23 protein-coding genes are annotated in these 26871 nt (G+C 62.3%); 15 read left to right on the top strand and 8 right to left on the bottom strand.

Annotation, left to right across the window (positions count from 1 at the left end):
• Positions 1-321: 321 nt before the first annotated feature.
• The 15 genes from hutU (at position 322) to mdoH (ending at position 20342) form a co-directional block, all read left to right on the top strand.
• Positions 322-2010, top strand: a complete 1689-nt coding sequence (gene hutU, locus AO356_RS09645; protein ID WP_039592729.1) for a urocanate hydratase — start codon at positions 322-324, stop codon at positions 2008-2010.
• Between the two features lie 150 nt (positions 2011-2160).
• On the top strand, positions 2161-3627 hold the full coding sequence (locus AO356_RS09640) for a purine-cytosine permease family protein (protein WP_060739589.1): 1467 nt from the start codon (positions 2161-2163) through the stop codon (positions 3625-3627).
• Positions 3628-3696: 69 nt separating this feature from the next.
• Positions 3697-4665, top strand: coding sequence for an ABC transporter substrate-binding protein (locus tag AO356_RS09635; RefSeq protein ID WP_014336129.1), 969 nt, complete (start codon positions 3697-3699; stop codon positions 4663-4665).
• Between the two features lie 71 nt (positions 4666-4736).
• Positions 4737-5588: an ABC transporter permease gene (locus tag AO356_RS09630; protein ID WP_060739588.1), complete on the top strand. Its 852-nt coding sequence runs from the start codon at positions 4737-4739 to the stop codon at positions 5586-5588.
• A complete protein-coding gene (locus AO356_RS09625; protein ID WP_050586211.1) occupies positions 5585-6415 on the top strand; it encodes a quaternary amine ABC transporter ATP-binding protein in 831 nt (276 codons plus the stop codon). Before AO356_RS09630 ends, AO356_RS09625 begins: the two co-directional genes overlap by 4 nt.
• A 171-nt stretch (positions 6416-6586) precedes the next feature.
• The gene (hutH, locus tag AO356_RS09620; protein ID WP_060739587.1) at positions 6587-8110 is read left to right on the top strand and encodes a histidine ammonia-lyase; all 1524 of its coding nucleotides are present in this window, start codon (positions 6587-6589) and stop codon (positions 8108-8110) included.
• 129 nt (positions 8111-8239) lie between these two features.
• Positions 8240-9772, top strand: coding sequence for a histidine ammonia-lyase (gene hutH / locus AO356_RS09615; RefSeq protein ID WP_060739586.1), 1533 nt, complete (start codon positions 8240-8242; stop codon positions 9770-9772).
• Between the two features lie 110 nt (positions 9773-9882).
• On the top strand, positions 9883-11085 hold the full coding sequence (hutI, locus tag AO356_RS09610) for an imidazolonepropionase (protein ID WP_060739585.1): 1203 nt from the start codon (positions 9883-9885) through the stop codon (positions 11083-11085).
• A gap of 11 nt (positions 11086-11096) precedes the next feature.
• Positions 11097-11900, top strand: coding sequence for an N-formylglutamate deformylase (gene hutG, locus AO356_RS09605; protein WP_060739584.1), 804 nt, complete (start codon positions 11097-11099; stop codon positions 11898-11900).
• Between the two features lie 261 nt (positions 11901-12161).
• Positions 12162-13109 carry a choline ABC transporter substrate-binding protein gene (locus AO356_RS09600; RefSeq protein WP_060739583.1) on the top strand — a complete coding sequence of 316 codons (948 nt, stop codon included), beginning with the start codon at positions 12162-12164 and terminating at the stop codon, positions 13107-13109.
• Between the two features lie 154 nt (positions 13110-13263).
• The gene (locus AO356_RS09595) at positions 13264-14175 is read left to right on the top strand and encodes an alpha/beta hydrolase (RefSeq protein ID WP_237140809.1); all 912 of its coding nucleotides are present in this window, start codon (positions 13264-13266) and stop codon (positions 14173-14175) included.
• Positions 14176-14280: 105 nt separating this feature from the next.
• Positions 14281-15252, top strand: coding sequence for a prolyl aminopeptidase (pip, locus tag AO356_RS09590; RefSeq protein WP_003196909.1), 972 nt, complete (start codon positions 14281-14283; stop codon positions 15250-15252).
• Entirely contained in the window at positions 15249-15686 is a 438-nt protein-coding gene (dtd, locus tag AO356_RS09585; RefSeq protein WP_060739582.1) for a D-aminoacyl-tRNA deacylase, read from the top strand. The genes pip and dtd overlap by 4 nt, the downstream gene beginning before the upstream one ends.
• 320 nt (positions 15687-16006) lie before the next feature.
• Complete coding sequence (locus AO356_RS09580) at positions 16007-17779, top strand: glucan biosynthesis protein G (protein WP_060743089.1); 1773 nt, start codon at positions 16007-16009, stop codon at positions 17777-17779.
• On the top strand, positions 17772-20342 hold the full coding sequence (gene mdoH / locus AO356_RS09575) for a glucans biosynthesis glucosyltransferase MdoH (RefSeq protein WP_060739581.1): 2571 nt from the start codon (positions 17772-17774) through the stop codon (positions 20340-20342). Before AO356_RS09580 ends, mdoH begins: the two co-directional genes overlap by 8 nt.
• 83 nt (positions 20343-20425) lie before the next feature.
• Here mdoH and AO356_RS09570 read toward each other — a convergent pair whose 3' ends face one another.
• The 8 genes from AO356_RS09570 to hisI form a co-directional block, all read right to left on the bottom strand.
• A complete protein-coding gene (locus tag AO356_RS09570; protein ID WP_060739580.1) occupies positions 20426-20734 on the bottom strand; it encodes a DUF6124 family protein in 309 nt (102 codons plus the stop codon).
• Positions 20735-21816: 1082 nt separating this feature from the next.
• Positions 21817-23733 (bottom strand): methyl-accepting chemotaxis protein, encoded by a 1917-nt coding sequence (locus AO356_RS09565; protein ID WP_060739579.1) that lies wholly within the window; start codon positions 23731-23733, stop codon positions 21817-21819.
• 130 nt (positions 23734-23863) lie between these two features.
• Positions 23864-24571 carry a 16S rRNA (uracil(1498)-N(3))-methyltransferase gene (locus tag AO356_RS09560; protein ID WP_060739578.1) on the bottom strand — a complete coding sequence of 236 codons (708 nt, stop codon included), beginning with the start codon at positions 24569-24571 and terminating at the stop codon, positions 23864-23866.
• A complete protein-coding gene (gene tatC / locus AO356_RS09555; RefSeq protein WP_060739577.1) occupies positions 24568-25365 on the bottom strand; it encodes a twin-arginine translocase subunit TatC in 798 nt (265 codons plus the stop codon). Before tatC ends, AO356_RS09560 begins: the two co-directional genes overlap by 4 nt.
• Positions 25362-25781: a Sec-independent protein translocase protein TatB gene (gene tatB, locus AO356_RS09550; protein WP_060739576.1), complete on the bottom strand. Its 420-nt coding sequence runs from the start codon at positions 25779-25781 to the stop codon at positions 25362-25364. Before tatB ends, tatC begins: the two co-directional genes overlap by 4 nt.
• Before the next feature lie 10 nt (positions 25782-25791).
• Positions 25792-26079: a twin-arginine translocase TatA/TatE family subunit gene (locus AO356_RS09545; RefSeq protein WP_060739575.1), complete on the bottom strand. Its 288-nt coding sequence runs from the start codon at positions 26077-26079 to the stop codon at positions 25792-25794.
• 24 nt (positions 26080-26103) lie between these two features.
• Positions 26104-26436: a phosphoribosyl-ATP diphosphatase gene (locus tag AO356_RS09540; protein WP_003186671.1), complete on the bottom strand. Its 333-nt coding sequence runs from the start codon at positions 26434-26436 to the stop codon at positions 26104-26106.
• A complete protein-coding gene (gene hisI, locus AO356_RS09535) occupies positions 26429-26827 on the bottom strand; it encodes a phosphoribosyl-AMP cyclohydrolase (RefSeq protein WP_003196931.1) in 399 nt (132 codons plus the stop codon). Before hisI ends, AO356_RS09540 begins: the two co-directional genes overlap by 8 nt.
• Positions 26828-26871: the final 44 nt, after the last annotated feature.

The raw sequence follows: 26871 nt of genomic DNA, 5'->3' as shown, positions 1-26871 counted from the left end.
TGCTGTTTCTTCTGCGCACCAACTTGTTACCGAATGCCCCAGCGTGGCGCAGAACCGCGCTTTCGTAACCTGCCTGTGTTCTTCATAAATCCCTCCTCCAGAAATTTCATCTGGCTCTCAAACCGCTCAATCACGGGGCTTTCAGCCAATCCTAACGTCATCCTGCAAACGTGTCTTCGACAAGTTGGCCGCTTGATTGCATATGCTTGTACATACAAGTAAAGACGTATGCGTATGAGTCACCGATCTTCTACGCAACGTTCGCTAAATCGCTGCCCACTGCCCGGGCTGGTCTGGATTGATCGCTGAGGAGTTTTTGCTGTGACCGACGCTACCCGCAAACCCGAAAAATACCGTGACGTTGAAATCCGCGCCCCTCGCGGTAACACGCTGACCGCCAAGAGCTGGCTGACTGAAGCGCCGCTGCGCATGTTGATGAACAACCTCGACCCGGAAGTGGCCGAGAACCCCAAGGAACTGGTGGTCTACGGTGGCATCGGCCGCGCGGCGCGCAATTGGGAGTGCTACGACAAGATCGTCGAAAGCCTGACCAACCTGAATGACGACGAAACCCTGCTGGTGCAATCCGGCAAGCCGGTGGGCGTGTTCAAGACCCACAGCAACGCCCCTCGTGTACTGATCGCCAACTCCAACCTGGTGCCGCACTGGGCCAGTTGGGAACACTTCAACGAACTCGACGCCAAGGGCCTGGCCATGTACGGCCAGATGACTGCTGGCAGCTGGATCTACATCGGCAGCCAGGGCATCGTCCAAGGCACTTATGAAACCTTCGTCGAGGCCGGTCGCCAGCACTACGACTCCAACCTCAAGGGCCGTTGGGTCCTGACCGCCGGCCTGGGTGGCATGGGCGGCGCGCAACCCCTGGCCGCGACCCTGGCCGGTGCGTGCTCGCTGAACATCGAGTGCCAGCAGGTCAGTATCGATTTCCGCCTGAAAACCCGTTACGTCGACGAGCAAGCCAAAGACCTCGACGACGCCCTGGCGCGCATCGAGAAATACACCGCCGAAGGCAAGGCGATTTCCATCGCACTGTGTGGGAACGCTGCCGAAATCCTGCCGGAAATGGTCCGTCGTGGTGTGCGCCCGGACATGGTCACCGACCAGACCAGCGCCCACGATCCCCTCAACGGTTACCTGCCGGCCGGTTGGACCTGGGACGAATACCGTGCCCGCGCCAAGACCGAGCCCGCAGCCGTGGTGAAGGCCGCCAAGCAATCGATGGCTGTCCACGTCAAAGCCATGCTCGCCTTCCAGAAAATGGGCGTGCCGACCTTCGACTACGGCAACAACATCCGCCAGATGGCCCAGGAAGAGGGCGTCGAAAATGCCTTCGATTTCCCTGGTTTCGTCCCGGCGTATATCCGTCCGTTGTTCTGCCGTGGCATCGGCCCGTTCCGTTGGGCTGCGCTGTCCGGTGACCCCCAGGACATCTACAAGACCGACGCCAAGGTCAAGGAACTGATCCCCGACGACGCCCACCTGCACAACTGGCTGGACATGGCCCGCGAGCGCATCAGCTTCCAGGGCTTGCCGGCACGTATCTGCTGGGTCGGCCTGGGCCAGCGCGCCAAGTTGGGCCTGGCCTTCAACGAGATGGTACGCAGCGGTGAATTGTCGGCACCGATCGTCATCGGTCGCGACCACCTGGACTCCGGTTCCGTGGCCAGCCCGAACCGTGAAACCGAATCCATGCAGGATGGCTCCGACGCCGTTTCCGACTGGCCGCTGCTCAATGCCTTGCTCAACACCGCCAGCGGCGCGACCTGGGTGTCGCTGCACCACGGTGGTGGCGTCGGCATGGGCTTCTCCCAGCATTCGGGCATGGTGATCGTCTGCGACGGTACCGACGAAGCGGCCGAGCGCATTGCTCGCGTACTGCACAACGACCCGGGTACCGGGGTGATGCGCCATGCCGATGCCGGTTACCAGATCGCCATCGATTGCGCCAAGGAACAGGGGCTGAACTTGCCGATGATCACCGGCAAATAACCCCGGCCCTTGTGGGAGCGAGCTTGCTCGCGATGAGGGCGTGTCAGTCAACAGCATTGTCTGCTGATACACCGCTATCGCGAGCAAGCTCGCTCCCACAGGGAAGCAGTGGCGCAAATGAATTCCAGAACAATCCACAGAGGTTGAACCATGGCTGTCACCCGCACACGCGCAAGCAGCAAGCCGTTGATCGAGAAGCGCTCGATCGACTACATCCCGGAAGCGGAGAGACACGGTCGGCTGTTGAGCCAGTTCACCCTCTGGATGGGGGCCAACCTGCAAATCACGGCCATTGTCACCGGTGCATTGGCGGTGGTGCTGGGCGGTGATGTGTTCTGGTCGTTGATCGGTTTGCTGATCGGCCAAGTGCTCGGCGGTGGCGTCATGGCCTTGCATGCCGCGCAAGGGCCCAAGCTTGGCCTGCCGCAGATGATCTCCAGCCGGGTGCAGTTCGGTGTGTATGGCGCGGCCATCCCGATCGTGCTGGTGTGCCTGATGTACCTGGGTTTCACCGCGACGGGCACCGTGCTTTCCGGCCAGGCGCTGGGCCAGTTGTTTGGCGTCAGCGACAGCGTCGGCATCCTCATTTTCGCCAGCGTCATCGTGCTGGTCACGGTGCTCGGGTATCGGGTGATTCACTTCATTGGCCGTGTCGCCAGCATCATTGGCGTCATTGCCTTCGTTTACCTGTTCGCTCGCCTGATCAGCCAGACGGACGTCGGCGCACTCCTGCAAATCCGCCATTTCAGCTGGAGCAGTTTCCTGCTGGCGGTGTCGCTCGCGGCCTCCTGGCAGATCGCCTTCGGCCCCTACGTGGCTGACTATTCGCGTTACCTGCCGAGCAAGACGTCCTCGGTGAAAACCTTTTTCGCCGCAGGCGCCGGCTCGGTCATCGGCGCACAGGTGGCGATGATCCTCGGCGTGTTTGCCGCCGCCTCGGCCAACGGGCAGTTCGCCGGTCACGAAGTGGCCTACATCGTTGGCCTGGGGGGCACCGGCGCCACCGCTGCGCTGCTGTACTTCAGCATCGCGTTCGGCAAGGTCACCATCTCCACGCTGAACTCCTACGGCAGCTTCATGTGCATTGCCACCATCATCAGCGGTTTCCGGGGGCATCTGAACGTCACGCGCGTGCAGCGTCTGGTCTTCGTGCTGTTCATTGTCGGCGCCGCGACCCTGATCGCGCTGCTCGGCCAGCACTCGTTCCTCGGTGCGTTCAAGTCTTTCATCCTGTTCTTGCTGGCGTTCTTTACGCCTTGGAGCGCGATCAACCTGGTGGACTACTACTGCATCACCCGCGAGCGCTATGACGTGCCGGCCCTGGCCGACCCGAACGGCCGCTACGGTCGGTGGAACACCTTGGGTATCAGCGTCTATGTCTTCGGTGTACTGGTTCAATTGCCCTTCATCGCCACCAAGTTCTATACCGGTCCGCTGGTGGGAGCCATGGGCGGTGTGGATATCTCCTGGATCATCGGCCTGGTGGTCCCGGCGGCGCTGTATTACGTCCTCGCCAAGAAGTGGCACAGCGCAGTACCCGATCAATTGATCCTGCCGCTCGAGCAGGACGCGGTTGACGCACAACCGAGCAGGGCGGGCCGCATTCAAGCGGTCTGATGGACGTTGACAGGGCTGGATGCCTCTTGACTGCCGTAAGCCAATCCAACTGATTAGGAGCGTCACATAATGAAGTCGAACAAGACCCTGTTGACCACATTGCTTTCCATGGGCCTGCTGGCCAGCGCCGGCGCCACGCAAGCGGCGGGTTGGTGCGAGTCGGGTAAACCGGTGAAGTTTGCCGGCCTGAACTGGGAAAGCGGCATGCTGCTGACTGACGTCCTGCAAGTGGTGCTGGAAAAAGGCTACGACTGCAAGACCGACAGCCTGCCGGGCAACTCCATCACCATGGAAAACGCCCTGAGCAGCAACGACATCCAGGTGTTCGCCGAAGAGTGGGTCGGCCGCAGCGAGGTGTGGAACAAGGCCGAGAAGGCCGGCAAGGTGGTCGGCGTCGGTGCCCCGGTGGTGGGCGCCATCGAAGGCTGGTATGTGCCGCGCTACGTGGTTGAAGGCGACGCCAAGCGCAAGCTCGAAGCCAAGGCCCCGGGCCTGAAGAACATTGCCGACCTGGGCCAGTACGCTGCCGTGTTCAAGGACCCGGAAGAACCGTCCAAGGGCCGTTTCTACAACTGCCCGGCCGGTTGGACCTGTGAGCTGGACAACAGCGAAATGCTGAAAAGCTACGGCTTGGAAAAAACCTACACCAACTTCCGTCCAGGCACCGGCCCGGCGCTGGATGCGGCGGTGTTGTCGAGCTACAAGCGTGGCGAGCCGATCCTGTTCTACTACTGGTCGCCAACGCCACTGATGGGCCAGGTGGACCTGGTGAAACTGGAAGAAAAACCGGGCGTGGATAAAAGCGTGAGCATCAAGGTCGGCCTGTCCAAGACGTTCCACGACGAAGCCCCGGAACTGGTGGCGGTGCTGGAGAAGGTCAACCTGCCGATCGATATCCTGAACCAGAACCTTGGGCGCATGGCCAAAGAGCGGATCGAGTCGCCGAAACTGGCGAAGATCTTCCTGAAGGAACATCCTGAAGTCTGGCACGCCTGGGTCAGTGAAGACGCTGCCAAGAAAATCGACGCGGCTCTGTAGGTCGAATCTTTCCCGGCCAACCGTGGGGCTGGCCGGGACGTTCACCGCATCCACTTGATCGAGAGTCTCTTATGTTTCCCGAAAGCTTTACCTTCTCCATCGCCGATTGGGTCAACGGTTGGGTCGATTCCCTGGTGACCAACTATGGCGATGTGTTCCGGCACATCTCCGACACCCTGCTGTGGGCCATCGTCAATCTGGAAGGCCTGTTGCGCATGGCGCCCTGGTGGCTGATGCTGGCCATTGTCGGTGGCATTGCCTGGCACGCCACCCGCAAGGTCTTGGCTACGGCAGTCATCGTCGGCCTGTTGTTCCTGGTGGGTGCGGTAGGCCTGTGGGACAAACTGATGCAGACCCTCGCCCTGATGCTGGTGGCGACGCTGATCTCGGTGTTGATCGGCATTCCCCTGGGCATTCTTTCGGCGCGCAGCAACCGCCTGCGTTCGGTGTTGATGCCGTTGCTGGACATCATGCAGACCATGCCGAGCTTCGTGTACCTGATTCCGGTGTTGATGCTGTTCGGCCTGGGCAAGGTCCCGGCGATTTTCGCCACGGTGATCTACGCCGCGCCGCCATTGATCCGCCTGACCGACCTGGGCATCCGCCAGGTGGACGGCGAAGTGATGGAAGCCATCAACGCCTTCGGCGCCAACCGCTGGCAACAGCTGTTCGGCGTGCAACTGCCCCTGGCCCTGCCGAGCATCATGGCCGGGATCAACCAGACCACCATGATGGCCCTGTCGATGGTGGTCATCGCCTCGATGATCGGTGCCCGTGGCCTGGGCGAAGATGTGCTGGTGGGCATCCAGACCCTCAACGTCGGGCGCGGCCTGGAAGCGGGGCTGGCCATCGTGATTCTCGCCGTGGTCATCGACCGCATTACCCAGGCCTATGGTCGTCCTCGGCATGAGGTGAGCAAATGAGCAACGCAGCCATCAGCAAGATCGAAGTCAAGAACGTCTTCAAGATTTTCGGCAATCGCTCCAAGGAAGCCCTGGAGCTGATCCGCCAGAACAAGACCAAGGACCAGGTGTTGGCCGAAACCGGCTGCGTGGTCGGCGTCAACGACCTGTCGCTGAGCATCGGCACCGGTGAGATCTTCGTGATCATGGGCCTGTCCGGCTCCGGCAAGTCCACCCTGGTGCGCCACTTCAATCGGCTGATCGATCCTACGAGTGGGGCGATCCTGGTGGACGGCGAAGACATTCTGCAACTGGACATGGACGCCCTGCGCGAATTTCGCCGGCACAAGATCAGCATGGTGTTCCAGAGCTTCGGCCTGCTGCCCCACAAGAGCGTGCTGGACAACGTCGCCTATGGCTTGAAAGTGCGCGGCGAGAGCAAGCAGGTGTGCGCCGAGCGGGCGCTGCACTGGATCAACACCGTGGGCCTGAAAGGCTACGAGAACAAATACCCACACCAGCTCTCCGGCGGCATGCGCCAGCGTGTGGGCCTGGCCCGGGCCTTGGCGGCGGACACCGATATCATCCTGATGGACGAAGCCTTCAGCGCCCTCGACCCGCTGATCCGTGCGGAAATGCAGGACCAGTTACTGGAGCTGCAGAAGACCCTGCACAAGACCATCGTCTTCATCACCCACGACCTCGACGAGGCCGTGCGCATCGGCAACCGCATCGCGATCCTCAAGGACGGCAAGCTGATCCAGGTCGGCACGCCCCGGGAGATCCTGCATTCGCCGGCGGATGAGTATGTCGATCGGTTTGTGCAGCGCAGGGCTGCGGTGGTTTGAAGGGTTTGTGGTGGTAGGGCTGGCCCCATCGCGAGCAAGCTCGCTCCCACAAGGGGACCTCTTTTGCTCACACATTTTGTGCCCAAAAGGAAATCCCTGTGGGAGCGAGCTTGCTCGCGATAGGGCCGGCAAAGCTGCATCAATATTCAAGTTGCACAGACGAGGTTGAGGATGTCCCAGGCTGAAAAAATCGTAATCACCGGCGCTCCGTTGCGCTGGCAGGACGTCGTCGCCGTCGCCCGCTTCGGTGCCGAGCTTGAGCTGTCGACCCAGACCTGGGCGCGGATCGACAATGCCCAGGCCATCGTCCAGCGCATTGTCGAAAGCGGCGAGCGCGCCTACGGCGTCAATACCGGCCTGGGGGCCTTGTGCAATGTCTCGCTCAAGGACGAACAACTCAGCCAACTGTCACGCAACACCCTGCTCAGCCATGCCTGTGGCGTCGGCGCGCCGCTGACGGATGAACAGACCCGGGCGATCCTCTGCGCCGCCATCCTCAACTACAGCCAGGGCAAGTCCGGCATCCATCGCCGGGTGGTGGAGGCGTTGTTGGCACTGCTCAATCGCGGCATCACGCCGCAAGTGCCGTCCCAGGGTTCGGTGGGTTACCTGACCCACATGGCCCACATCGGCATCGCGTTGCTGGGGGTTGGTCAGGTCAGCTATCGCGGACAAATAGTCCCGGCGCAACAAGCCTTGGTCGCCGAGGGTTTGCAACCGGTGCAACTGGGGGCCAAGGACGGTCTGTGCCTGGTCAACGGCACGCCGTGCATGACCGGCCTCAGTTGCCTGGCCCTGGCCGATGCGACGCGGCTGGTGCAATGGGCCGATGTGATCGGCGCCATGAGCTTCGAGGCCCAGCGCGGCCAGATTGCCGCGTTCGATGCCGAGATCATCGCCCTCAAGCCGCACCCGGGCATGCAGCAGGTCGGGGTCAACTTGCGGGCCTTGCTCGACGGCAGCGAGGTCATCGCCGCGAGCCGGGGCATTCGCACCCAGGATGCCTTGAGCATCCGCTCGATCCCCCAGGTGCACGGCGCGGCTCGCGATCAGTTGGCCCACGCCCGGCAACAGATCGAAACCGAACTCAATGCGGTTACCGATAACCCGCTGTTGCTGGGTACGCCGGAAAACTTCCGGGTCATGTCCCAGGCCAACCCCCACGGTCAGTCGGTGGCCTTGGCGGCGGACCTGCTGGCGATTGCCATGGCCGAAATCGGCTCCATCGCCGAGCGTCGCCTCGACCGCTTGATCAACCCCCACGTCAGCGGCCTGCCAGCCTTCCTGGTGGCCAATCCCGGCGTGAACTCGGGGATGATGATCGTGCAATACGTCGCCGCGTCGCTGTGCGCGGAGAACAAGCAACTGGCGCAACCGGCGGTGCTGGACAATTTCGTCACCTCCGGTTTGCAGGAAGACCACCTGAGCATGGGCACCAACGCCGCCCTGAAGCTGCACCGGGCGCTGGAAAACTGCACGCAGATCCTCGCCATCGAGTACCTGCTGGCGGCCCAGGCCTTTGAGTTTCTCAAGGCCCAGCGTTTCGGCGCCGGCACCGACATCGCCTGGAAACTGCTGCGCGAGCGCGTGCCGCCCTACGACCAGGATCGCTGGCTGGCGCCGGACATCGCCAGTGCCGCCGGCCTGCTCAAAGACCCAAACGTGCTGCACAACGTATTACCGAATTTGAATTGATCAAAAAAGCGCCAGCGTGCCAAGGCACCTCTTGCCCACAAGGCATCGCCCAAAAAGCGAAGGTGACGGATAACGGAACATTCCGGAGCGACTGGCGGGTGAAAACAAAACTCTCAAAAGGAGCAATACATGACTGCCTTAAACCTGATTCCCGGCCAATTGAGCCTGGCTCAATTGCGTGACATCTATCAGCACCCGGTGACCTTGAGCCTGGATGCCAGTGCCTCGGCGCAGATCGAGGCCAGCGTCGCCTGCGTCGAGCAGATCCTGGCCGAGAATCGCACCGCCTACGGCATCAATACCGGTTTCGGCTTGCTGGCCTCGACCCGCATCGCCAGCGAGGACCTGGAAAACCTGCAGCGTTCCCTGGTGCTGTCCCATGCCGCCGGCGTGGGCGAGCCGATCAGCGATGCGCTGGTGCGGTTGGTCATGGTGCTCAAGGTCAACAGCCTGAGCCGGGGCTTTTCCGGCATCCGTCGGCAGGTGATCGATGCGCTGATTGCGCTGGTCAATGCCGAGGTCTACCCGCACATTCCGCTCAAGGGGTCGGTCGGTGCGTCCGGTGACCTGGCGCCGCTGGCCCACATGTCCCTGGTGCTGCTGGGTGAAGGCAAGGCCCGCTACAAGGGCGAATGGCTGCCGGCCGTCGAGGCGCTGAAAGTCGCCGGTCTTGCGCCGCTGACCCTGGCCGCCAAGGAAGGCCTGGCGCTGCTCAACGGCACCCAGGTCTCCACTGCGTTTGCCCTGCGTGGCCTGTTCGAAGGTGAAGACCTGTTCGCCGCGGCCCTGTCTCTGGGCAGCCTGACGGTGGAAGCGGTGCTCGGTTCGCGCTCGCCGTTCGACGCGCGGATCCATGCCGCTCGCGGCCAGAAAGGCCAGATCGATGCCGCCGCCGCTTACCGCGATCTGCTGGGCGAGCGCAGCGAAGTCTCCGATTCGCACCAGAACTGCGACAAGGTCCAGGACCCGTACTCCCTGCGTTGCCAGCCGCAAGTGATGGGCGCCTGCCTGACCCAGTTCCGCCAGGCCGCTGAAGTGCTGGTGATCGAAGCCAACGCGGTGTCGGATAACCCGCTGGTGTTCGCCGCCGAGGGTGACGTGATTTCCGGCGGCAACTTCCACGCCGAACCGGTGGCGATGGCCGCCGACAACATGGCCTTGGCGATTGCCGAAATCGGCTCCCTGAGCGAGCGCCGGATTTCGTTGATGATGGACAAGCACATGTCGCAGTTGCCGCCGTTCCTGGTGGCCAATGGCGGGGTGAACTCCGGCTTCATGATCGCCCAGGTCACCGCGGCGGCCCTGGCCAGTGAAAACAAGGCGCTGTCCCATCCCCATTCGGTGGACAGCCTGCCGACCTCGGCCAACCAGGAAGACCACGTCTCCATGGCCCCGGCCGCCGGCAAGCGCCTGTGGGAAATGGCCGAGAACACCCGTGGGATTCTGGCGGTGGAATGGCTCGCGGCCTGCCAGGGGCTGGACCTGCGCGGCGGTTTGAAGACCTCTTCCAAACTGGAGCGGGCCCGTGGTCTGTTGCGTGCAGAAGTGCCGTTTTATGAGAAGGACCGCTTCTTTGCGCCGGACATCAATGCGGCCAGTGAGTTGCTGGCGAGTCGGTGCCTGAACGAATTGGTCACGGCGCAGTTGTTGCCGAGCCTGTAAGGGCCTCATCGCGAGCGAGCTCGCTCCCACAGGGGTTTTGAGTGCATCAGAAATCCTTGTGGGAGCGAGCTCGCTCGCGATTCGATTTTGAACGCGACGAGGAAACCGGGATGAAAACCCTCTGGCAAAACTGCCACGCCGCCACCATGGCCCAGGGCGTCTACTCGATCATCGAAGACGCCGCCATCGTCACCCAGGGCGAGCACATTCACTGGATCGGCCCGCGTGCCGAATTGCCGATGGGGGACTACCCGGCGGTCAACGACCTCAAGGGCGCCTGGGTCACGCCGGGGTTGATCGACTGCCACACCCACACGGTATTTGGCGGCAACCGCAGCGGTGAGTTCGAACAGCGCCTGCAAGGCGTCAGCTACGCCGAAATCGCGGCGGCCGGCGGTGGCATCGCCAGTACCGTGCGCGCCACCCGCGCCGCCAGTGAAGACGAATTGTTCGCCAGCGCCGCCAAACGCCTGAAAGGCCTGATGCACGACGGCGTGACCACGGTGGAGATCAAGTCCGGCTACGGCCTGGACCTGGCCAGCGAACGCAAGATCCTTCGCGTCATTCGCCGTCTTGGCGCCGAGTTACCGGTCAGCGTACGCAGTACCTGCCTGGCGGCCCACGCCTTGCCACCGGAGTACAAGGATCGCGCCGATGACTACATCGAACACATCTGCACCGAGATGCTGCCAGCCCTGGCGGCCGAGGGGCTGGTGGATGCGGTGGATGCCTTTTGCGAATACCTGGCGTTTTCCCCGGCGCAGGTCGAGCGAGTGTTTATCACCGCGCGACAACTGGGACTGCCGGTGAAGTTGCACGCCGAACAATTGTCGTCTCTGCACGGTTCCAGCCTGGCGGCGCGTTACCAGGCGCTGTCGGCCGATCACCTGGAATTCATGACCGAGGACGACGCCAAGGCCATGGCCGCTTCCGGCACCGTGGCGGTGTTGCTACCGGGGGCGTTTTATTTCCTGCGGGAAACCCAACTGCCGCCCATGGATGCCCTGCGCAAGCATGGGGTGAAAATCGCCGTGGCCAGCGACCTCAACCCCGGCACTTCGCCGGCGCTGTCGCTGCGCTTGATGTTGAACATGGCCTGCACCTGTTTCCGGATGACCCCGGAAGAAGCCCTGGCAGGGGCGACGATTCATGCGGCCCAGGCCTTGGGCATGGCGCAAACCCACGGTTCGCTGGAAGTCGGCAAGGTCGCGGATTTTGTCGCCTGGCACATCGACCGCCCGGCCGACCTGGCGTACTGGCTCGGTGGCGATCTGGAAAAACGCGTCGTGCGTCACGGCGTGGAAATCGATTGAGGAGATTGGTTGTGGAGAAGGTCCTGAATTTCAAGCAAGGGCGCGTGCCGCTGTTGGTCAGCATGCCCCACGCCGGCCTGCGCCTGACCCCGGCGGTGAAGGCCGGGTTGATTCCCGAAGCCCAGAGCCTGCCGGACACCGACTGGCACATTCCCCAGCTCTATGAGTTCGCCAATGAGTTGGGCGCCAGCACCCTGGCCGCCGAGTATTCACGGTTCGTCGTCGACCTGAATCGCCCCTCCGATGACAAGCCGATGTACGTCGGCGCCACCACCGGTTTGTACCCGGCGACGCTGTTCGATGGCGTGCCGTTGTTTCGCGAAGGGCTGGAACCGTCGGCCGAGGAACGGGCGACGTATCTGCAGCAGGTCTGGATGCCGTACCACCAAGCACTGCGGCAGGAACTGGCGCGGCTCAAGGCCGAGTTCGGCTACGCCTTGCTGTTCGACGCCCACTCGATCCGTTCGGTGATCCCGCACCTGTTCGACGGCAAGCTGCCGGACTTCAACCTCGGCACTTTCAACGGTGCCAGTTGCGACCCGACCCTGGCCAGCCAGCTCGAAGCCATCTGCGCCCGCCACGGCCAGTTCACCCATGTGCTCAACGGGCGTTTCAAGGGCGGACACATCACGCGGCACTACGGCAACCCGGCCGAAGACATCCACGCCGTGCAACTGGAACTGTGCCAGAGCACTTACATGGAAGAATTCGAACCGTTCAACTACCGCCCGGATCTGGCGGCGCCGACCCAGGTGGTGCTCAGGGAGTTGCTGGAAGGTTTCCTGGCGTGGGGGCAGAAGACCTACAAACATTAATCCCTGGCAAGGCAGCTTGGGTGGCGAGGGAGCTTGCTCCCGCTCGAGTGCGTAGCGCTCGTGAAATCTGGGGGCCGCTGCGCAGCCCAGCGGGAGCAAGCTCCCTCGCCACAAAAGCATTCATGCCTGCCTACCTGTCGCCACCGTGCAAAACCGAGTCGCCACAGTTCATCTTGACCCCCTCGACGCTGCGTAATGTTCCGGTCACGGTGCGCCAAGACACCGCCCTACAATAATCCGCTGCCGCACGAGACCCTCGCGATGAAAAGACTGTTCAAACGCTGTCTGTCGTTCCTCTGCGGTACCGTTCTACTCAGCACCGGGGCGATGGCCGCCGAGCCTGCGTCCTGCCAGACCGTCCGCATGGGCGTGGTCAACTGGACCGATGTGATCGCCACCAGCGGCATGGCCGATGTGCTGCTCACCGGTCTGGGCTACGACAGCAAGCAGACCAGCGCCGTGCAACAGATCATCTTCGCCGGCATCCGCGACAAGCGGCTCGACATCTTCCTGGGGTATTGGAAGCCGGCGATGGACAAGAACATCGCCCCGTTCCTGGCGGCCAACCAGGTGAAGGTACTGGACAAGCCAAGCCTGGCCGACGCCCAGGCCACATTGGCCGTACCGGATTACGTGGCGGCGGCGGGGCTCAAGACCTTTGCCGACATCGCCCGGTTCAAGGATCAGCTTGGCGGCAAGATCTACGGCATCGAGCCGGGCAGCGGTGCCAACACCACCATCAAGACCATGATCGAGACCAACCACTTCGGCCTCAAGGATTTCAAGCTGATCGAGTCCGGTGAAGCAGGCATGCTGGCGGCGGTGCAGCGGGCGGTGAACCGCAAGGAGTTCGTGGTCTTCGTCGGCTGGACCCCGCACCCGATGAACATCAACATGAACATCACGTACCTGACCGGCAGCGAGGACGTCTATGGTCCGAACGAAGGCGCCGCGACCGTCTCCATCGTGACCGCGCCGGACTACGCCCAGCGTTGCCCGAACGTGAGCCGGCTGTTGGAAAACCTCACCTTCACCGCCGCCCAAGAAAGCCAGTTGATGGTGCCGATCATGGAGCGCAAGACACCCCAGGACGTCGCCCGGCAATGGCTGCGCGAGCATCCTGAGGATCTTCAGCGCTGGCTGGCGGGTGTCACGAGTTTCGATGGCAAGGATGGCGTGGCGGCGGTGCAGGCCAGTCTCAAGAACTGAGGCGATTTTCCGGGCACTGATAACCCCTGTGGCGAGGGAACTTGCTCCCGCTTGAGTGCGCAGCGCTCACAAGATTCTTGGGGCGGCTGCGCCACCCAGCGGGAGCAAGCTCCCTCGCCACAAAAGCCTCCGAGCCACACCACGGCAAACCACGATGACCTACCCACTCTCCCAGGCAATGTCAGCTTTCATCGACAAAACCCAGAGCTTCACCAGCCCGGACGATAGCCTCGTCGGTTCGCGCCAGGCCTACAGCCAGATGTGCCGGGCGTTCACTCCACCTTGCCCGCCGACGCTGGCCATCGAGGATTTCGAACTGGCCGGCGTGGCGGTGCGGGCCTATTACCCGCAACGTGCGGCACCGCTCGCCGGCTGGCCATGCGTGCTTTACCTGCACGGTGGCGGTTGGGTCGTGGGGGATCTGGATTCCCATGACTTCATCTGCATGGAGCTAGCCGCTGAGCTGGGCGCGTGGGTGGTGGCGGTGGATTACCGGCTGGCCCCGGAGCATCCGTTTCCGGCCGGCTTCGAAGATTGCCTCGCGGTTTGGCGCCACTTGGCGGACGCCCCGTTCGCCATAGACCCTCGTCGCCGGCTGGTGGTCGGTGACAGCGCCGGCGGCAATCTCGCTGCCGCGTTATGCCTGGCCTTGCGCGATGCCGGGCAACCGTTGCCCCGGGCCCAGGTCTTGATTTATCCGGCGCTCGGTGGCCCTGCGGATCTGCCGTCGCGTCACGAGTGCTTCGATGCCCCGCTCCTGAGCAGTCGCGATCTGGAGCGCTATGAGGCGCTGTACCTGGGTGGCGCTCGTCCTTCGCCTTATGCCATGCCGTTACTCGCCGACAACCTGGACGGCTTGCCGCCAGCGCTGGTTGCTGTCGCGCAATGGGATCCACTGCGCGACGACGGCGTCCTTTATTGCGAGCGGCTGAACGCCGCAGGGGGAGACGCCGTGCTGTATGTCGGCAATGGGCTGGTCCACGGTTGCCTGCGTGGCCGGGGCCAGGTGCCGGAGGTCGATCAGATGTATCGCACGCTGCTGGCGTACCTGGCTGACATGCTTTGACTGCGCAGGGGACATGCTCATTAAGGTCATTCGGGTTTATGATGCCGGACGGCAGACTAAATAGAAGTCCCTACAGGGATGACTCGACCCCTTACGGAGCGCGCAATGCAGACTTTGTACCCGCAGATCAAACCCCATGCCCGGCACGATCTGGCTGTCGATGACACCCACACGCTCTATGTCGATGAAAGCGGTTCCCCAGAAGGCCTGCCAGTGGTGTTCATTCACGGCGGCCCGGGTGCCGGCTGCGATGCGCAGAGCCGTCGCTACTTCGATCCGAACCTGTACCGCATCGTCACCTTCGACCAGCGCGGTTGCGGTCGATCCACCCCCCACGCCAGCCTGGAAAACAACACCACCTGGGATCTGGTCGAAGACCTGGAGCGTATCCGCAAGCACCTGGGTATCGAGAAATGGGTGCTGTTCGGCGGTTCCTGGGGCTCGACCCTGGCCCTGGCCTACGCCCAGACCCATCCAGAGCGGGTGCATGGCCTGATCTTGCGTGGGATCTTTCTCTGCCGTCCGCAGGAAATCGAGTGGTTTTATCAGGCGGGTGCCAGTCGCCTGTTTCCCGACTACTGGCAGGACTACATCGCACCGATCCCGTTGGACGAGCGCGACGACCTGCTCAGCGCTTTCCACAAGCGCCTGACCGGCAACGACCAGATCGCCCAGATGCACGCGGCCAAGGCCTGGTCCACCTGGGAAGGTCGTACCGCCACCCTGCGTCCGAACCCGCTGGTGGTCGATCGCTTCTCCGAGCCGCAGCGGGCGCTGTCGATCGCCCGGATCGAATGCCACTACTTCACCAACAACGCTTTCCTCGAGCCCAACCAGTTGATTCGCGACATGGGCAAGATCGCCCATTTGCCAGGCGTCATCGTGCACGGCCGCTACGATGTGATCTGCCCGTTGGACAATGCCTGGGAACTGCATCAGAACTGGCCCAACAGTGAATTGCAGGTGATCCGCGACGCCGGCCACGCCGCCTCGGAGCCGGGGATTACCGACGCGTTGGTGCGCGCCGCCGCGCAAATGGCCCGGCGCCTGCTCGACCTGCCGCCCGAAGAAGCATGAAGGGGCTGCTGCAACGGGTGCGCGGCGCCCGGGTCGAGGTGGCGGGCGAGATCGTCGGGGCTGTGGACCAGGGCTTGCTGGTGCTGGTGGCCGTCGAGCCCGGGGATACCCGGGCCAATGCCGACAAACTCCTGCACAAGCTGCTTAACTATCGAGTGTTCAGTGATACCGAGGGCAAGATGAACCTGTCCTTGGCGGATGTCGGTGGTGGATTGCTGCTGGTGTCGCAATTCACCCTGGCGGCGGACACCAAGAGCGGTCTGCGCCCGAGTTTTTCCACGGCTGCGCCTCCGGCCCTGGGCGAAGAATTGTTCAACTATTTGCTGAGTCAGGCGAAACAGGTGCATGGCACTGTGGCATCAGGTAGATTCGGCGCCGACATGCAGGTTCATCTGGTCAATGATGGCCCGGTAACCTTCCTGTTACAGTCCTGAAAGCGTTAGAAACATCTTTTCGGTTCTGTTTCGAGGTAAAACGGTGAGTTTTCTCGATAAATACTTTGCTACCCCTGATGCGTTGTCACGCGGGCTACTAGATAATCGCGCGCTACGGGGGATCAGCGTTCGCTGGTCCATTTGACTTAGGTAGAGAGTTGTCCTGGACCGTTTGGGGAATCATTTTGCCCCGTCGGAGTCGGAACAATGCTCGCCAACTTGGCAAGAGTGGTCAGCAGGAGCGGTTTTTCAGCACCGTTACCGTGCAGATACTTTATCTGGCCGTTGGTTTTTTGATCAGTTTTCGGCGAGGGTTGCTCGTGATTGTTAGTCCCTGTAATGCACCAAAAATGACGGCCAAACGGTTGAGAAGCGCCCTGGTAACGGGCTCGGCCCTGTTGTGCCTGCTCGGCGCGGGCCAACTGTGGGCATTCAGCCTGGATGATGTATCGGCGAAGGCACAAGAATTGGCCGGGCAGAAGTTCGAAGCCCCGCGCAGCAATTTGCCGAACGAATTCCGCGAAATGAAATTCGCCGATTATCAGAAAATTCGTTTCCGCACCGAAAAAGCAGAATGGGCCGACCAGAAGACCCCGTTCCGGCTGTCCTTCTATCACCAGGGCATGCATTTCGACACGCCGGTGAAGATCAACGAAATCACCGCGACCACCGTCGACGAGATCAAGTACGACCCGACACGTTTCGATTTCGGCGACGTGAAGTTCGATCCCAAGGCCACCGAACAGCTGGGCTACGCCGGTTTCCGCGTGTTGTACCCGATCAACAAGGCCGACAAGCAAGACGAAATCATGACCATGCTGGGCGCGAGTTATTTCCGCGTCATCGGCAAGGGCCAAGTCTATGGCTTGTCCGCTCGTGGCATGGCCATCGACACTGCGCTGCCATCCGGTGAAGAGTTCCCGCGCTTTCGCGAATTCTGGATCCAGCGTCCGAAACCGACCGACAAGCACCTGGTGATCTTCGCCCTGCTGGATTCGCCACGGGCCACTGGCGCCTATCGCCTGACCGTGCGTCCGGGCACCGACACCGTTGTCGACGTGAAATCACGGGTGTTCCTGCGTGATCGTGTCAACAAGCTGGGTATCGCCCCGTTGACCAGCATGTTCCTGTTCGGCGCCAACCAGCCGTCCAAGGTGCTGAACTACCGTCGTGAACTCCACGATTCCAGTGGCCTGTCCATCCATGCCGGCAACGGCGAGTGGATCTGGCGTCCGCTGAACAACCCGAAACACCTGGCCGTGAGCAACTTCTCGGTAGAAAACCCGCGTGGTTTCGGCCTGCTGCAGCGTGGTCGTGACTTCAGCCACTACGAAGACCTGGACGACCGTTACGAAAAACGTCCAAGCGCCTGGATCGAACCGAAAGGCGATTGGGGCAAAGGGACTGTCGATCTGGTGGAAATCCCGACCGCCGACGAAACCAACGACAACATCGTTGCGTTCTGGAGCCCGGAAAAACTGCCTGAGCCAGGCCAGCCACTGGACTTCGCCTACCGTCTGCACTGGACCCTCGACGAAGCCAACCTGCACTCGCCAGACAGCGCCTGGGTCAAGCAGACCCTGCGTTCGACCGGTGACGTGAAGCAATCCAACCTGATCCGTCAACCGGACGGCAGCGTGGCCTACCTGGTGGATTTCGAAGGGCCGTCCCTGCAAGCGCTGCCTGAAGAGGCCGAGGTGCGTAGCCAGGTGAGCGTTGGCGACAACGCCGAGATCGTCGAGAACAGCGTGCGCTACAACCCTGAAACCAAGGGCTGGCGCCTGACGCTGCGCATGAAGATCAAGGACCCGAGCAAAGCGACCGAGATGCGTGCCGCATTGGTCAGGCCGCTTGTTCCTGTCGAGCTGCCAGCCACCGCGCATTCCGTGACCACGCTGGCCAAGGCTGACAAGGTCGCCAAGCAGCAGAGCGAAAAAGAGCAAGCCAACGAGCAGGCCGGCGAGCAGAAAGAGGCCAAGGCCGTCAAGTCGTCCACCGCTGCCGCCGAGCCGACCCCAACCCCACAGGAACCGGAGCAGACTGAACAAGTCCTGACCGAGACCTGGAGCTACCAGTTGCCTGCCGATGAGTAATACGTCCGTACAACCAGAATCTCTCAGTGAGTATCTGGCCCATTTGCCGATGACCGACGAGCAGCGCGCCGAGCTGGCGGGCTGCACGTCATTCAGCGAATTGCACAAGCGCCTGGCTTCTTCGACATTCGACGCACCCAACGAGGCGGCGCAAGCCTCGGTGGGCCGTCGCCTGACGCTGAGCACTGCCGAGGAACTCGAGGACGCCGAAATGCTGGCCCTCGATGCCAACGGCCGGGTGTGCTTGAAGGCGACGCCGCCGATTCGCCGGACCAAGGTCGTGCCGGAACCGTGGCGCACCAATATCCTGGTGCGCGGCTGGCGGCGCCTGACCGGGCGTACCAACCCGCCGAAGCCGCCCAAGGATGAGCGCGTGCTGCCCCATGCACGCTGGCGTACCGTGGGTTCGATCCGCCGTTACATCCTGCTGATCCTGATGCTCGGCCAGACCATCGTTGCCGGTTGGTACATGAAAGGCATCATGCCGTACCAGGGCTGGTCGCTGGTGGATCTGGACGAAGTCTTGCACCAACCGCTGCTGCAGACGGCCACGCAAGTGCTGCCGTATGCGTTGCAGACCAGCATCCTGATTCTGTTCGGGATCCTGTTCTGCTGGGTGTCGGCGGGTTTCTGGACCGCGCTGATGGGCTTTCTCGAATTGCTCACCGGCCATGACAAATACCGCATCTCCGGCGCCAGCGCCGGCAACGAGCCCATTCCCAAGGACGCCCGCACTGCGCTGGTGATGCCGATCTGCAACGAAGACGTGCCGCGGGTATTCGCCGGTTTGCGCGCGACCTTCGAGTCGGTGGCCGCCACCGGTGACCTGGATCGCTTCGACTTCTTCGTGCTCAGCGACAGTAACGAGACCGATATCTGCGTGGCCGAACAGCAGGCCTGGCTGGATGTCTGCCGTGAAGCCGGGGGCTTCGGCAAGATCTTCTACCGCCGTCGTCGCCGTCGTGTGAAACGCAAGAGCGGCAACCTCGACGACTTCTGCCGTCGTTGGGGCAGTGACTACAAGTACATGGTCGTGCTCGACGCGGACTCGGTGATGAGCGGCGAATGCCTGACCAGCCTGGTGCGCCTGATGGAAGCCACGCCGGACGCCGGCATCATCCAGACCGCGCCGCGGGCCTCGGGCATGGACACGCTGTATGCGCGCATGCAGCAGTTCGCCACGCGGGTGTACGGTCCGTTGTTCACCGCCGGTTTGCACTTCTGGCAGTTGGGCGAATCCCACTACTGGGGCCACAACGCGATCATCCGCATGAAACCGTTCATCGAGCACTGCGCCCTGGCGCCGTTGCCCGGTAAAGGCGCGTTCGCCGGTGCCATCCTGTCCCACGACTTCGTCGAAGCCGCGCTGATGCGCCGTGCCGGCTGGGGCGTGTGGATTGCCTATGACCTGCCGGGCAGCTACGAAGAGCTGCCACCGAACCTGCTGGACGAACTCAAGCGTGACCGTCGCTGGTGCCACGGCAACCTGATGAACTTCCGGCTGTTCCTGGTCAAGGGCATGCACCCGGTGCACCGTGCGGTGTTCCTGACCGGCGTGATGTCCTACCTGTCGGCGCCGCTGTGGTTCTTCTTCCTGGTGCTGTCCACCGCGCTGCTGGCGGTGAACACATTGATGGAGCCGCAGTACTTCCTCGAGCCACGCCAGCTTTATCCGTTGTGGCCACAATGGCACCCGGAAAAAGCTATCGCGCTGTTCTCGACGACCATCGTGCTGCTGTTCCTGCCCAAGTTGTTGAGTATCGTGCTGATCTGGGCCAAGGGCGCGAAGGCGTTCGGTGGCAAGTTCAAGGTGACGTTGTCCATGCTGCTGGAGATGCTGTTCTCCATGCTGCTGGCGCCGGTGCGAATGATCTTCCACACCCGTTTCGTGCTCGCCGCGTTCCTGGGCTGGGCCGCGACCTGGAACTCGCCGCAACGTGACGACGACTCCACGCCATGGAGCGAAGCGGTCAAGCGCCACGGCCCGCAGACTTTGCTGGGCTTCTTCTGGGCCTTGCTGGTGATCTGGCTGAACCCGAGCTTCCTCTGGTGGCTGGTGCCGATCGTGGGTTCGCTGATGCTGTCGATTCCGGTGTCGGTGATCTCCAGCCGCGTGGGTCTGGGCTTGAAGTCCCGTGATGAAAGCCTGTTCCTGATTCCTGAGGAATACGCACCGCCGCAGGAGCTGCTGTCGACGGACCAGTACACCCATGAGAACCGTTGGCATGCACTGAACGACGGTTTCATCCGGGCGGTGGTCGATCCACAACAGAACGCCTTGGCGTATGCGCTGGCGACCTCCCGTCACGGCAAGGCCGAGCCGATCGAATGGCTGCGTGTCGAACGCGTTCGTCACGCCCTGAAGGTCGGTCCTGCCGGTCTCAGCAATGCCGAGCGGCTGGCCCTGCTGAGCGACCCGGTGGCCTTGTCTCGCCTGCACGAGCAGGTCTGGAGCGAGGCGCATCCCGAGTGGCTGGCGGCATGGCGTGAGTCGGTCAAGGCCGACCCTCATGCACCGCTGCTACCGCTACAGCCGGTGAGCGTGCAGCCTCAAGTGGCCTGATACACAAAAAGCCCCGCTTCTGAAAGGAAGCGGGGCTTTTTGTTGGGCGCTGTTTCAGTAGGTGAACACCGCTCGTGGTGAGGTCAGGGTTGTGTGTTGACGTTGTCCAGTGCCCGATTTGCCAGCAAGCCACTCAGTTCGATCAGTTGCTGGATGCCAAGGGCAACATGGCGTCGTGAGCCTTTCAGGTCGAACGCCAGGTCGCTGACCATGGCATCGGCTGAGGCCAGGGTTTCGCTGAGGTTGGCCAGGAGGCTTTCGGTGTCGATGCCGTCGACGATGGTGAAGAGCTGGCCTGGCGACGGTTTATTCTCGGATTTGGCCTGTTTGGGGTTCAGTAGCCTTGGGATGACGGATCTTGGGAGTGGGGATTTTGTGTGTATATCCGTTATTTGGGTAACGGCTGCTTAGGGTTCCGCCCTTACGGCGGGTCACTTTCGAAAAGCGCGAAAGTAACCAAAGCGCTTCATGCCCCACCACTCGGCACCTCGCCTAGGCTCGGTGTGCCCGAACGCAGGCATTGCTCCGTGGGCCCGCCGCGAAGGGCCATCCATGGCCCAGCGCGGCTCTCCCGGCATCCATGCCGGGATGCCCACTCCACAATGCCTGCGTTCGGCCAGCGTGGTTAACGGGGCCCCCAGATCAAAAGCCAGGGCGAGGCGGCCTTATAGCCGACCTGGTTCTTGATGGGGACCGCGTTTCCTCTGTGGGAGCGGGCTTGCTCGCGAAGACGGCGGCACATTCAGCGTTGATGCAAGCAGACCCACCGCCATCGCGAGCAAGCTCGGCTCCCACAGGACTTGGCGGTGAACACTGATTCTATAAACGACCAAAAACCTGTGTGGGAGCAAAGCTTGCTCGCGAGGCGGCCTGATAGCCGACCTGGCTCTCCCAGTCTTACTCCGGTCCAATGTGGGAGCGAGCCTGCTCGCGAAGGCGGCGCTACATTCAGCATCGATGCAAGCAGACCCACCGCCATCGCGAGCAAGCTCGGCTCCCACAGGGCTCGGCGGTGGACACTGATCCTATGAGCGACCAAAAATCTGTGTGGGAGCAAAGCTTGCTCGCGAGGCGGCCGGATAGACGACCTGCTCTTACGGGTGTACCCAATCCAATTGTGGGAGCGAGCCTGCTCGCGAAGGCGGCGCTACATTCAGCATCGATGCAAGCAGGCCCACCGCTATCGCGAGCAAGCTCGGCTCCCACAGGGCTCGGCGGTGGACACTGATCCTGTAAACGACCAAAAATCTGTGTGGGAGCAAAGCTTGCTCGCGAGGCGGCCGGATAGACGACCTGCTCTTACGGGTGTACCCAATCCAATTGTGGGAGCGAGCCTGCTCGCGAAGGCGGCGCTACATTCAGCATCGATGCAAGCAGACCCACCGCTATCGCGAGCAAGCTCGGCTCCCACAGGGCTCGGCGGTGGGCATGAATACTGTGTCCACTGAAGAGCACGGGTATCCCCACACCCAAGTTAAACCCGGAACCGCCCAACCAACGTCTGCAAATGAACCCCCAACCGCGCCAGCTCGGCACTGGAGGCCGCAGTCTCTTCACTGGACGACGCCGTCTGCTCCGACACATCACGCACATTCAGTACGCTACGGTTGATCTCCTCAGCCACCGCACTCTGTTGCTCGGCCGCAGCCGCGATCTGCTGGTTCATCGATTGGATCGCCGAAACCGTGCGAGTGATGTTCTCCAACGAGCCTCCCGCGCGACGGGTCAGTTCGACGCTGCTGTCGGTCAGGCTGCGGCTGTTGTCCATGATGGTCGCGACCTGTTCAGTACCGGCTTGCAGGCCCACGATCAGTTCTTCGATCTCTTCCGTGGACTTCTGGGTGCGCTGGGCCAGGCTGCGGACTTCGTCGGCCACCACCGCGAAACCACGCCCGGCTTCGCCGGCGCGGGCCGCTTCGATGGCCGCGTTGAGGGCCAGCAGGTTGGTTTGCTGGGCCACGGACTTGATCACGTCCAGGACGCTGCCGATCTTGTCGCTTTCACGTTTCAAATCGCCCATGGCTGCGGTGGAGTTGCCCACTTCCTTGGCCAGCCGTTCGATCTGAGCGATGGCTTCGCCGACGACCTTGTCGCCTTCACGAGCCTGCTGATCGGCTGCGACGGCCGCTTCGGAGGCTTCCTCGGCGTTGCGCGCGACTTCCTGCACCGTGGCGGTCATTTCGTGCATGGCGGTGGCGACCTGATCGGTTTCCACTTTTTGGCTGTTGACCCCGGCGCTGGTCTGCTCGGTCACGGCTGAAAGCTGTTCGGCGGCACTGGCGATCTGGGTAACGCCTTCGCTGATGCCGCCGATCAATTGCCGCAGGCCCACGGTCATGCTTTGCATGGCGCGTTGCAGTTGGCCCAGTTCGTCGCGACGGTCAGAGGTGAGGTTGTGGGTCAGGTCGCCAGCAGCCACACGCTCGGCAACCTTCAAGGTCTCGCCGAGCGGGCCCACGATCTGCCGGGTGATGAACAGCGCGGCGATCACGCCAAACAGCAGCGCCAGGGCGGCCGCTACGATCAGGACCATCTTGGCTTGGGCGGCGTCGCGGTCACGCACGGCTGTCTGGGATACGGTCAGCTTCTGGCTGGCATCCATCAGTATCTGACCCTGCTCGCTCATGCGCTGGAGGGCAGCGGCGTTGTCGATTTGCGAGTCGCGGAACTGGGCGACCGCCGCGCGATAGAGGTTGAACGAGTCGCTGGCCTGCTGCAGGTTGGCGGCGTGTTCCTGGGGCAACTGGTCTGGCAGGCGCGCAAGCAGTTTGAGGACGGCGTCGATGGCATCGAGGGCGGGTTGCTGGGCGTCGCTCTTGCCGCTGTAGGTGTAGCCGCGGACCTGGTAGCGGGCTTGCTGGATGGCCTTGCTCAGGGTGACCACGCTGTTGAACGACGTGACGTCGCCGGCTTGCAGCATCAACTTTTCAACTTCGGCGACGCGGGCCACGGCGTTGTCGGCGCTGGCACCGAGTTTACTGCGTGCATCTTCGCGGCTGACGGTAGCGCGGGTCATCTGGGCGAAGGCGCCTTTGTATTCGGCGACGGCGGCCAATTGCTTGTCGATCAGCGCGACGTCGGCCGGCTGTTCGATCAACTCGCGAGCGGTTTTCAGCCCGGCCTCGAGCTTGCCAAGCAGATCGTTGACCGCCTGCGGTCCTTTCTCGCCCCGCGTGGTGTTGTAGTCGATGCTGGCCAGGTTCAAGTCTTTGCTCAAGTCGTTGAGACTGGCAATGAACCCCAATTTATCGCCCCGGCTGATGACATTGCCCAGGCTGGACCAGCCGGTGAATGCGATCATCAAGGTGAGGAACAACACCAAGCCGAAGCCTGCGCCGAGTTTGCGATTGACGCTTACATTTCCCAGACCCTGGGCAAGCCACCGGAACATGCTGATACTCCCTGGAGCGTTGAATTGGTTTTATGGGATCTGTATCGGCGGCTTTGGAGGGATCTGTAGAAAATAGGCGCTGGGTGCTCCCTCGCCACAAGGATCATGTGCCTGTGTGAGTGTTGCCGGGTCAGAACAACCGGGCAAGCAGCGCCGTAACCGCAGTCTCGACCCGCAGGATTCGTTCGCCCAGTTGAACCGGTTGCAGGCCGGCCTTGCCCAGCAGGTCGATCTCGTAGGGAATCCAACCGCCTTCGGGGCCGATGGCCAAGGTCACCGGTTCTGTCAGCGCTCGCGGGCAGGGCGGGTGGTTGCCAGGGTGGCCGACCAGGCCGAGGGTGCCATTCGCGATGGCCGGCAGGCGGTCCTCGACGAAGGGTTTGAAGCGTTTTTCGATGATGATCTCTGGCAGCACGCTGTCCCGGGCTTGTTCCAGGCCCAGGATCAGTTGCTCGCGGATGGCCTCGGGCTCCAGGAACGGCGTCTGCCAAAAGCTCTTTTCCACGCGATAGCTGTTGACCAGCACTACCCGCGGCACGCCCATGGTGGCGACCGTCTGGAACACTCGCCTGAGCATTTTCGGACGCGGCAGCGCCAGCACCAGGGTCAACGGCAACTTGGCCGGCGGCGGCTGGTCGAGGGTCACTTGCAGTTCGGCCTCGCGAGCTTCCAGGCGCAGCACCTGGGCCGAGCCCATCAACCCACCGATGCGCCCGACCCGCAGGCTGTCACCGACGGCACTGCGATGGACTTCCTGCATGTGGGTCAACCGGCGATCGCTGAGGATGACGCGGTCAGGCCCGATGAAGTCGGCCTCTTCGAGCAGCAGCAGGTTCACGCTTGGGTCGCTGGCGGCTGGTCGTTGTGGTCATCGACCGGCTGGTCCTCGGGTTCTTCTTCCCGGCGCTTGCGCACCAGTCCACCGAACAGGATGCCGATCTCGAACAGCAGCCACATCGGCACCGCCAGCAGGGTCTGGGAGAAAATGTCCGGCGGGGTCAGGATCATGCCGACCACGAAGCAGCCGATGATCACGTAGGGGCGGATCTTCTTCAGGTAGGCCACGTCGACCACGCCGATCCACACCAGCAGTACCACGGCCACGGGGATTTCGAACGCCACGCCGAAGGCGAAGAACAGCGTCATGACGAAATCCAGGTAGCTGCTGATGTCGGTCATCATCTCCACGCCCGCCGGGGTGGCGGCGGCGAAGAACTTGAAGATCAGCGGGAACACCAGGTAATAGGCGAAGGCCATGCCGGTGTAGAACAGCAGGATGCTGGACACCAGCAGCGGCACGGCGATGCGCTTTTCATGCTTGTACAGGCCCGGTGCGATGAAGCCCCAGATCTGGTGCAGGATCACCGGGATCGCCAGGAACAGCGAGACCATCATCGTCAGCTTCAATGGCGTCAGGAACGGCGACGACACGTCGGTGGCGATCATTGTCGCGCCTACCGGCAGGTACTGGCGCAGTGGCGTGGAGACGAAGGTGTAGATCTGCTGGGTGAAGGAAAACAGCCCGGCGAAGATGATGAACACCGCCGCGACGCAACGCAGCAGGCGGGTGCGCAACTCGGTGAGGTGCGATACCAGCGGCATCGGCTGGTCGTTTTCAGGGATATCGCTCATGGGGCTCGCGGCGGCAAAGTAGGATCGTTAGGCGCAGGGGCAGCGGGGGGCGCTGTATCCGCGACCGTCGGTGTCACTGGCGCCGGTTCAGTCACCGGCGCGCCACCTTCTGGCACTTGGGGAGCCACCGTCGGCTCGGCCTCAGGCTGAACTGGCGTCGGTTCCTGCTGGGTGGGCGTGAAGATTTTCCGCGCCTCCTGCTCCAGGGACAGAATGTGTTCGTTGTGCAGTTGCCGACGGATGTCGTCGGCACCGATTTCACGTTCAACTTCCTGTTTGATCGCATTGAAGCTGCGCTTCAGGCGCCCGATCCAGAGACCGGCGGTGCGCGCGGCCCCCGGCAGGCGCTCGGGGCCCAGTACCAGCAGGGCGACGAGGCCGACGAGCAGCAGTTCAGTGAAGCTGATACCAAACATTAGTCAGTGCTCACGAGTCTTTGCGGATGGGCTCTTCGACTTTTTGGGCCTGCACGTCGATGGTATTCGGCGCATTCACAGGCTGGGTGGCCTGTGGGTGTACCGGTTGGGTCGGTTGTGCGGGCTGAGCCTGGTTTGTCGTCGGATCGGCCGGTTTCTCGTCATCGTTCATGGCCTTGCGAAAACCCTTGATCGACTCGCCGACATCGGTGCCGAGGTTCTTCAGTTTCTTGGTGCCGAACACCAGCACCACGACGACCAGGATGACGACCCAGTGTTTCCAGTCAAAGATACCCATGTGGCTACTCCTCTCAAAAATGGATCAGGCGGACGGGCGCGAGGCTTTCTCGACGTGCCCGGACAGACCGAAGCGACGGTCCAGTTCATCCAGTACGGCCTGCGGATGCTGCCCCAGTTGGGCCAGCATGACCAGGCTGTGGAACCACAGGTCGGCGGTCTCGTAGATCACGTCGCTGCAGTCGCCGCTGATGGCGGCGTCCTTGGCGGCGATGATGGTCTCGACGGATTCTTCGCCGACTTTTTCCAGAATCTTGTTCAAGCCCTTGTGGTACAGGCTGGCGACATAGGAACTGTCGGCCGCGGCGCCCTTGCGCTCTTCCAGCACCTGGGCCAGGCGGGTCAGGGTGTCACTCATGGGTATGTCCTGAATAAATGGCATGCGGGTCCTTGAGCACCGGGTCGACGGTTTTCCAGTCGCCGTTCTCGAAGACGCGATAGAAGCAGCTTTGACGGCCGGTGTGGCAGGCAATCTCACCGACCTGCTCGACCATCAGGATGATGACGTCGCCGTCGCAGTCCAGGCGCATCTCATGCAGATGTTGCACATGCCCGGACTCTTCACCCTTGCGCCACAGCTTGCCACGGGAACGTGACCAATAGATGGCTCGGTTCTCGGCGGCGGTCAGGGCCAGTGCTTCACGGTTCATCCAGGCCATCATCAATACGCGCCCGGTCTTGTGGTCCTGGGCGATGGCCGGCACCAGGCCGTCAGCGTCCCACTTGATCTCGTCCTGCCAGTTTTTCATCGTTGACTCCGACCATGGGCCGCGCACCTGACGTCGGCGGGCCC

Source organism: Pseudomonas fluorescens (genome assembly GCF_001307275.1).
In the GTDB taxonomy this organism is placed as follows: domain Bacteria; phylum Pseudomonadota; class Gammaproteobacteria; order Pseudomonadales; family Pseudomonadaceae; genus Aquipseudomonas; species Aquipseudomonas fluorescens_AA.
The sequence above is the reverse complement of the archived record's forward strand: the minus strand, read 5'-3'. Positions and strand labels throughout refer to the sequence as shown.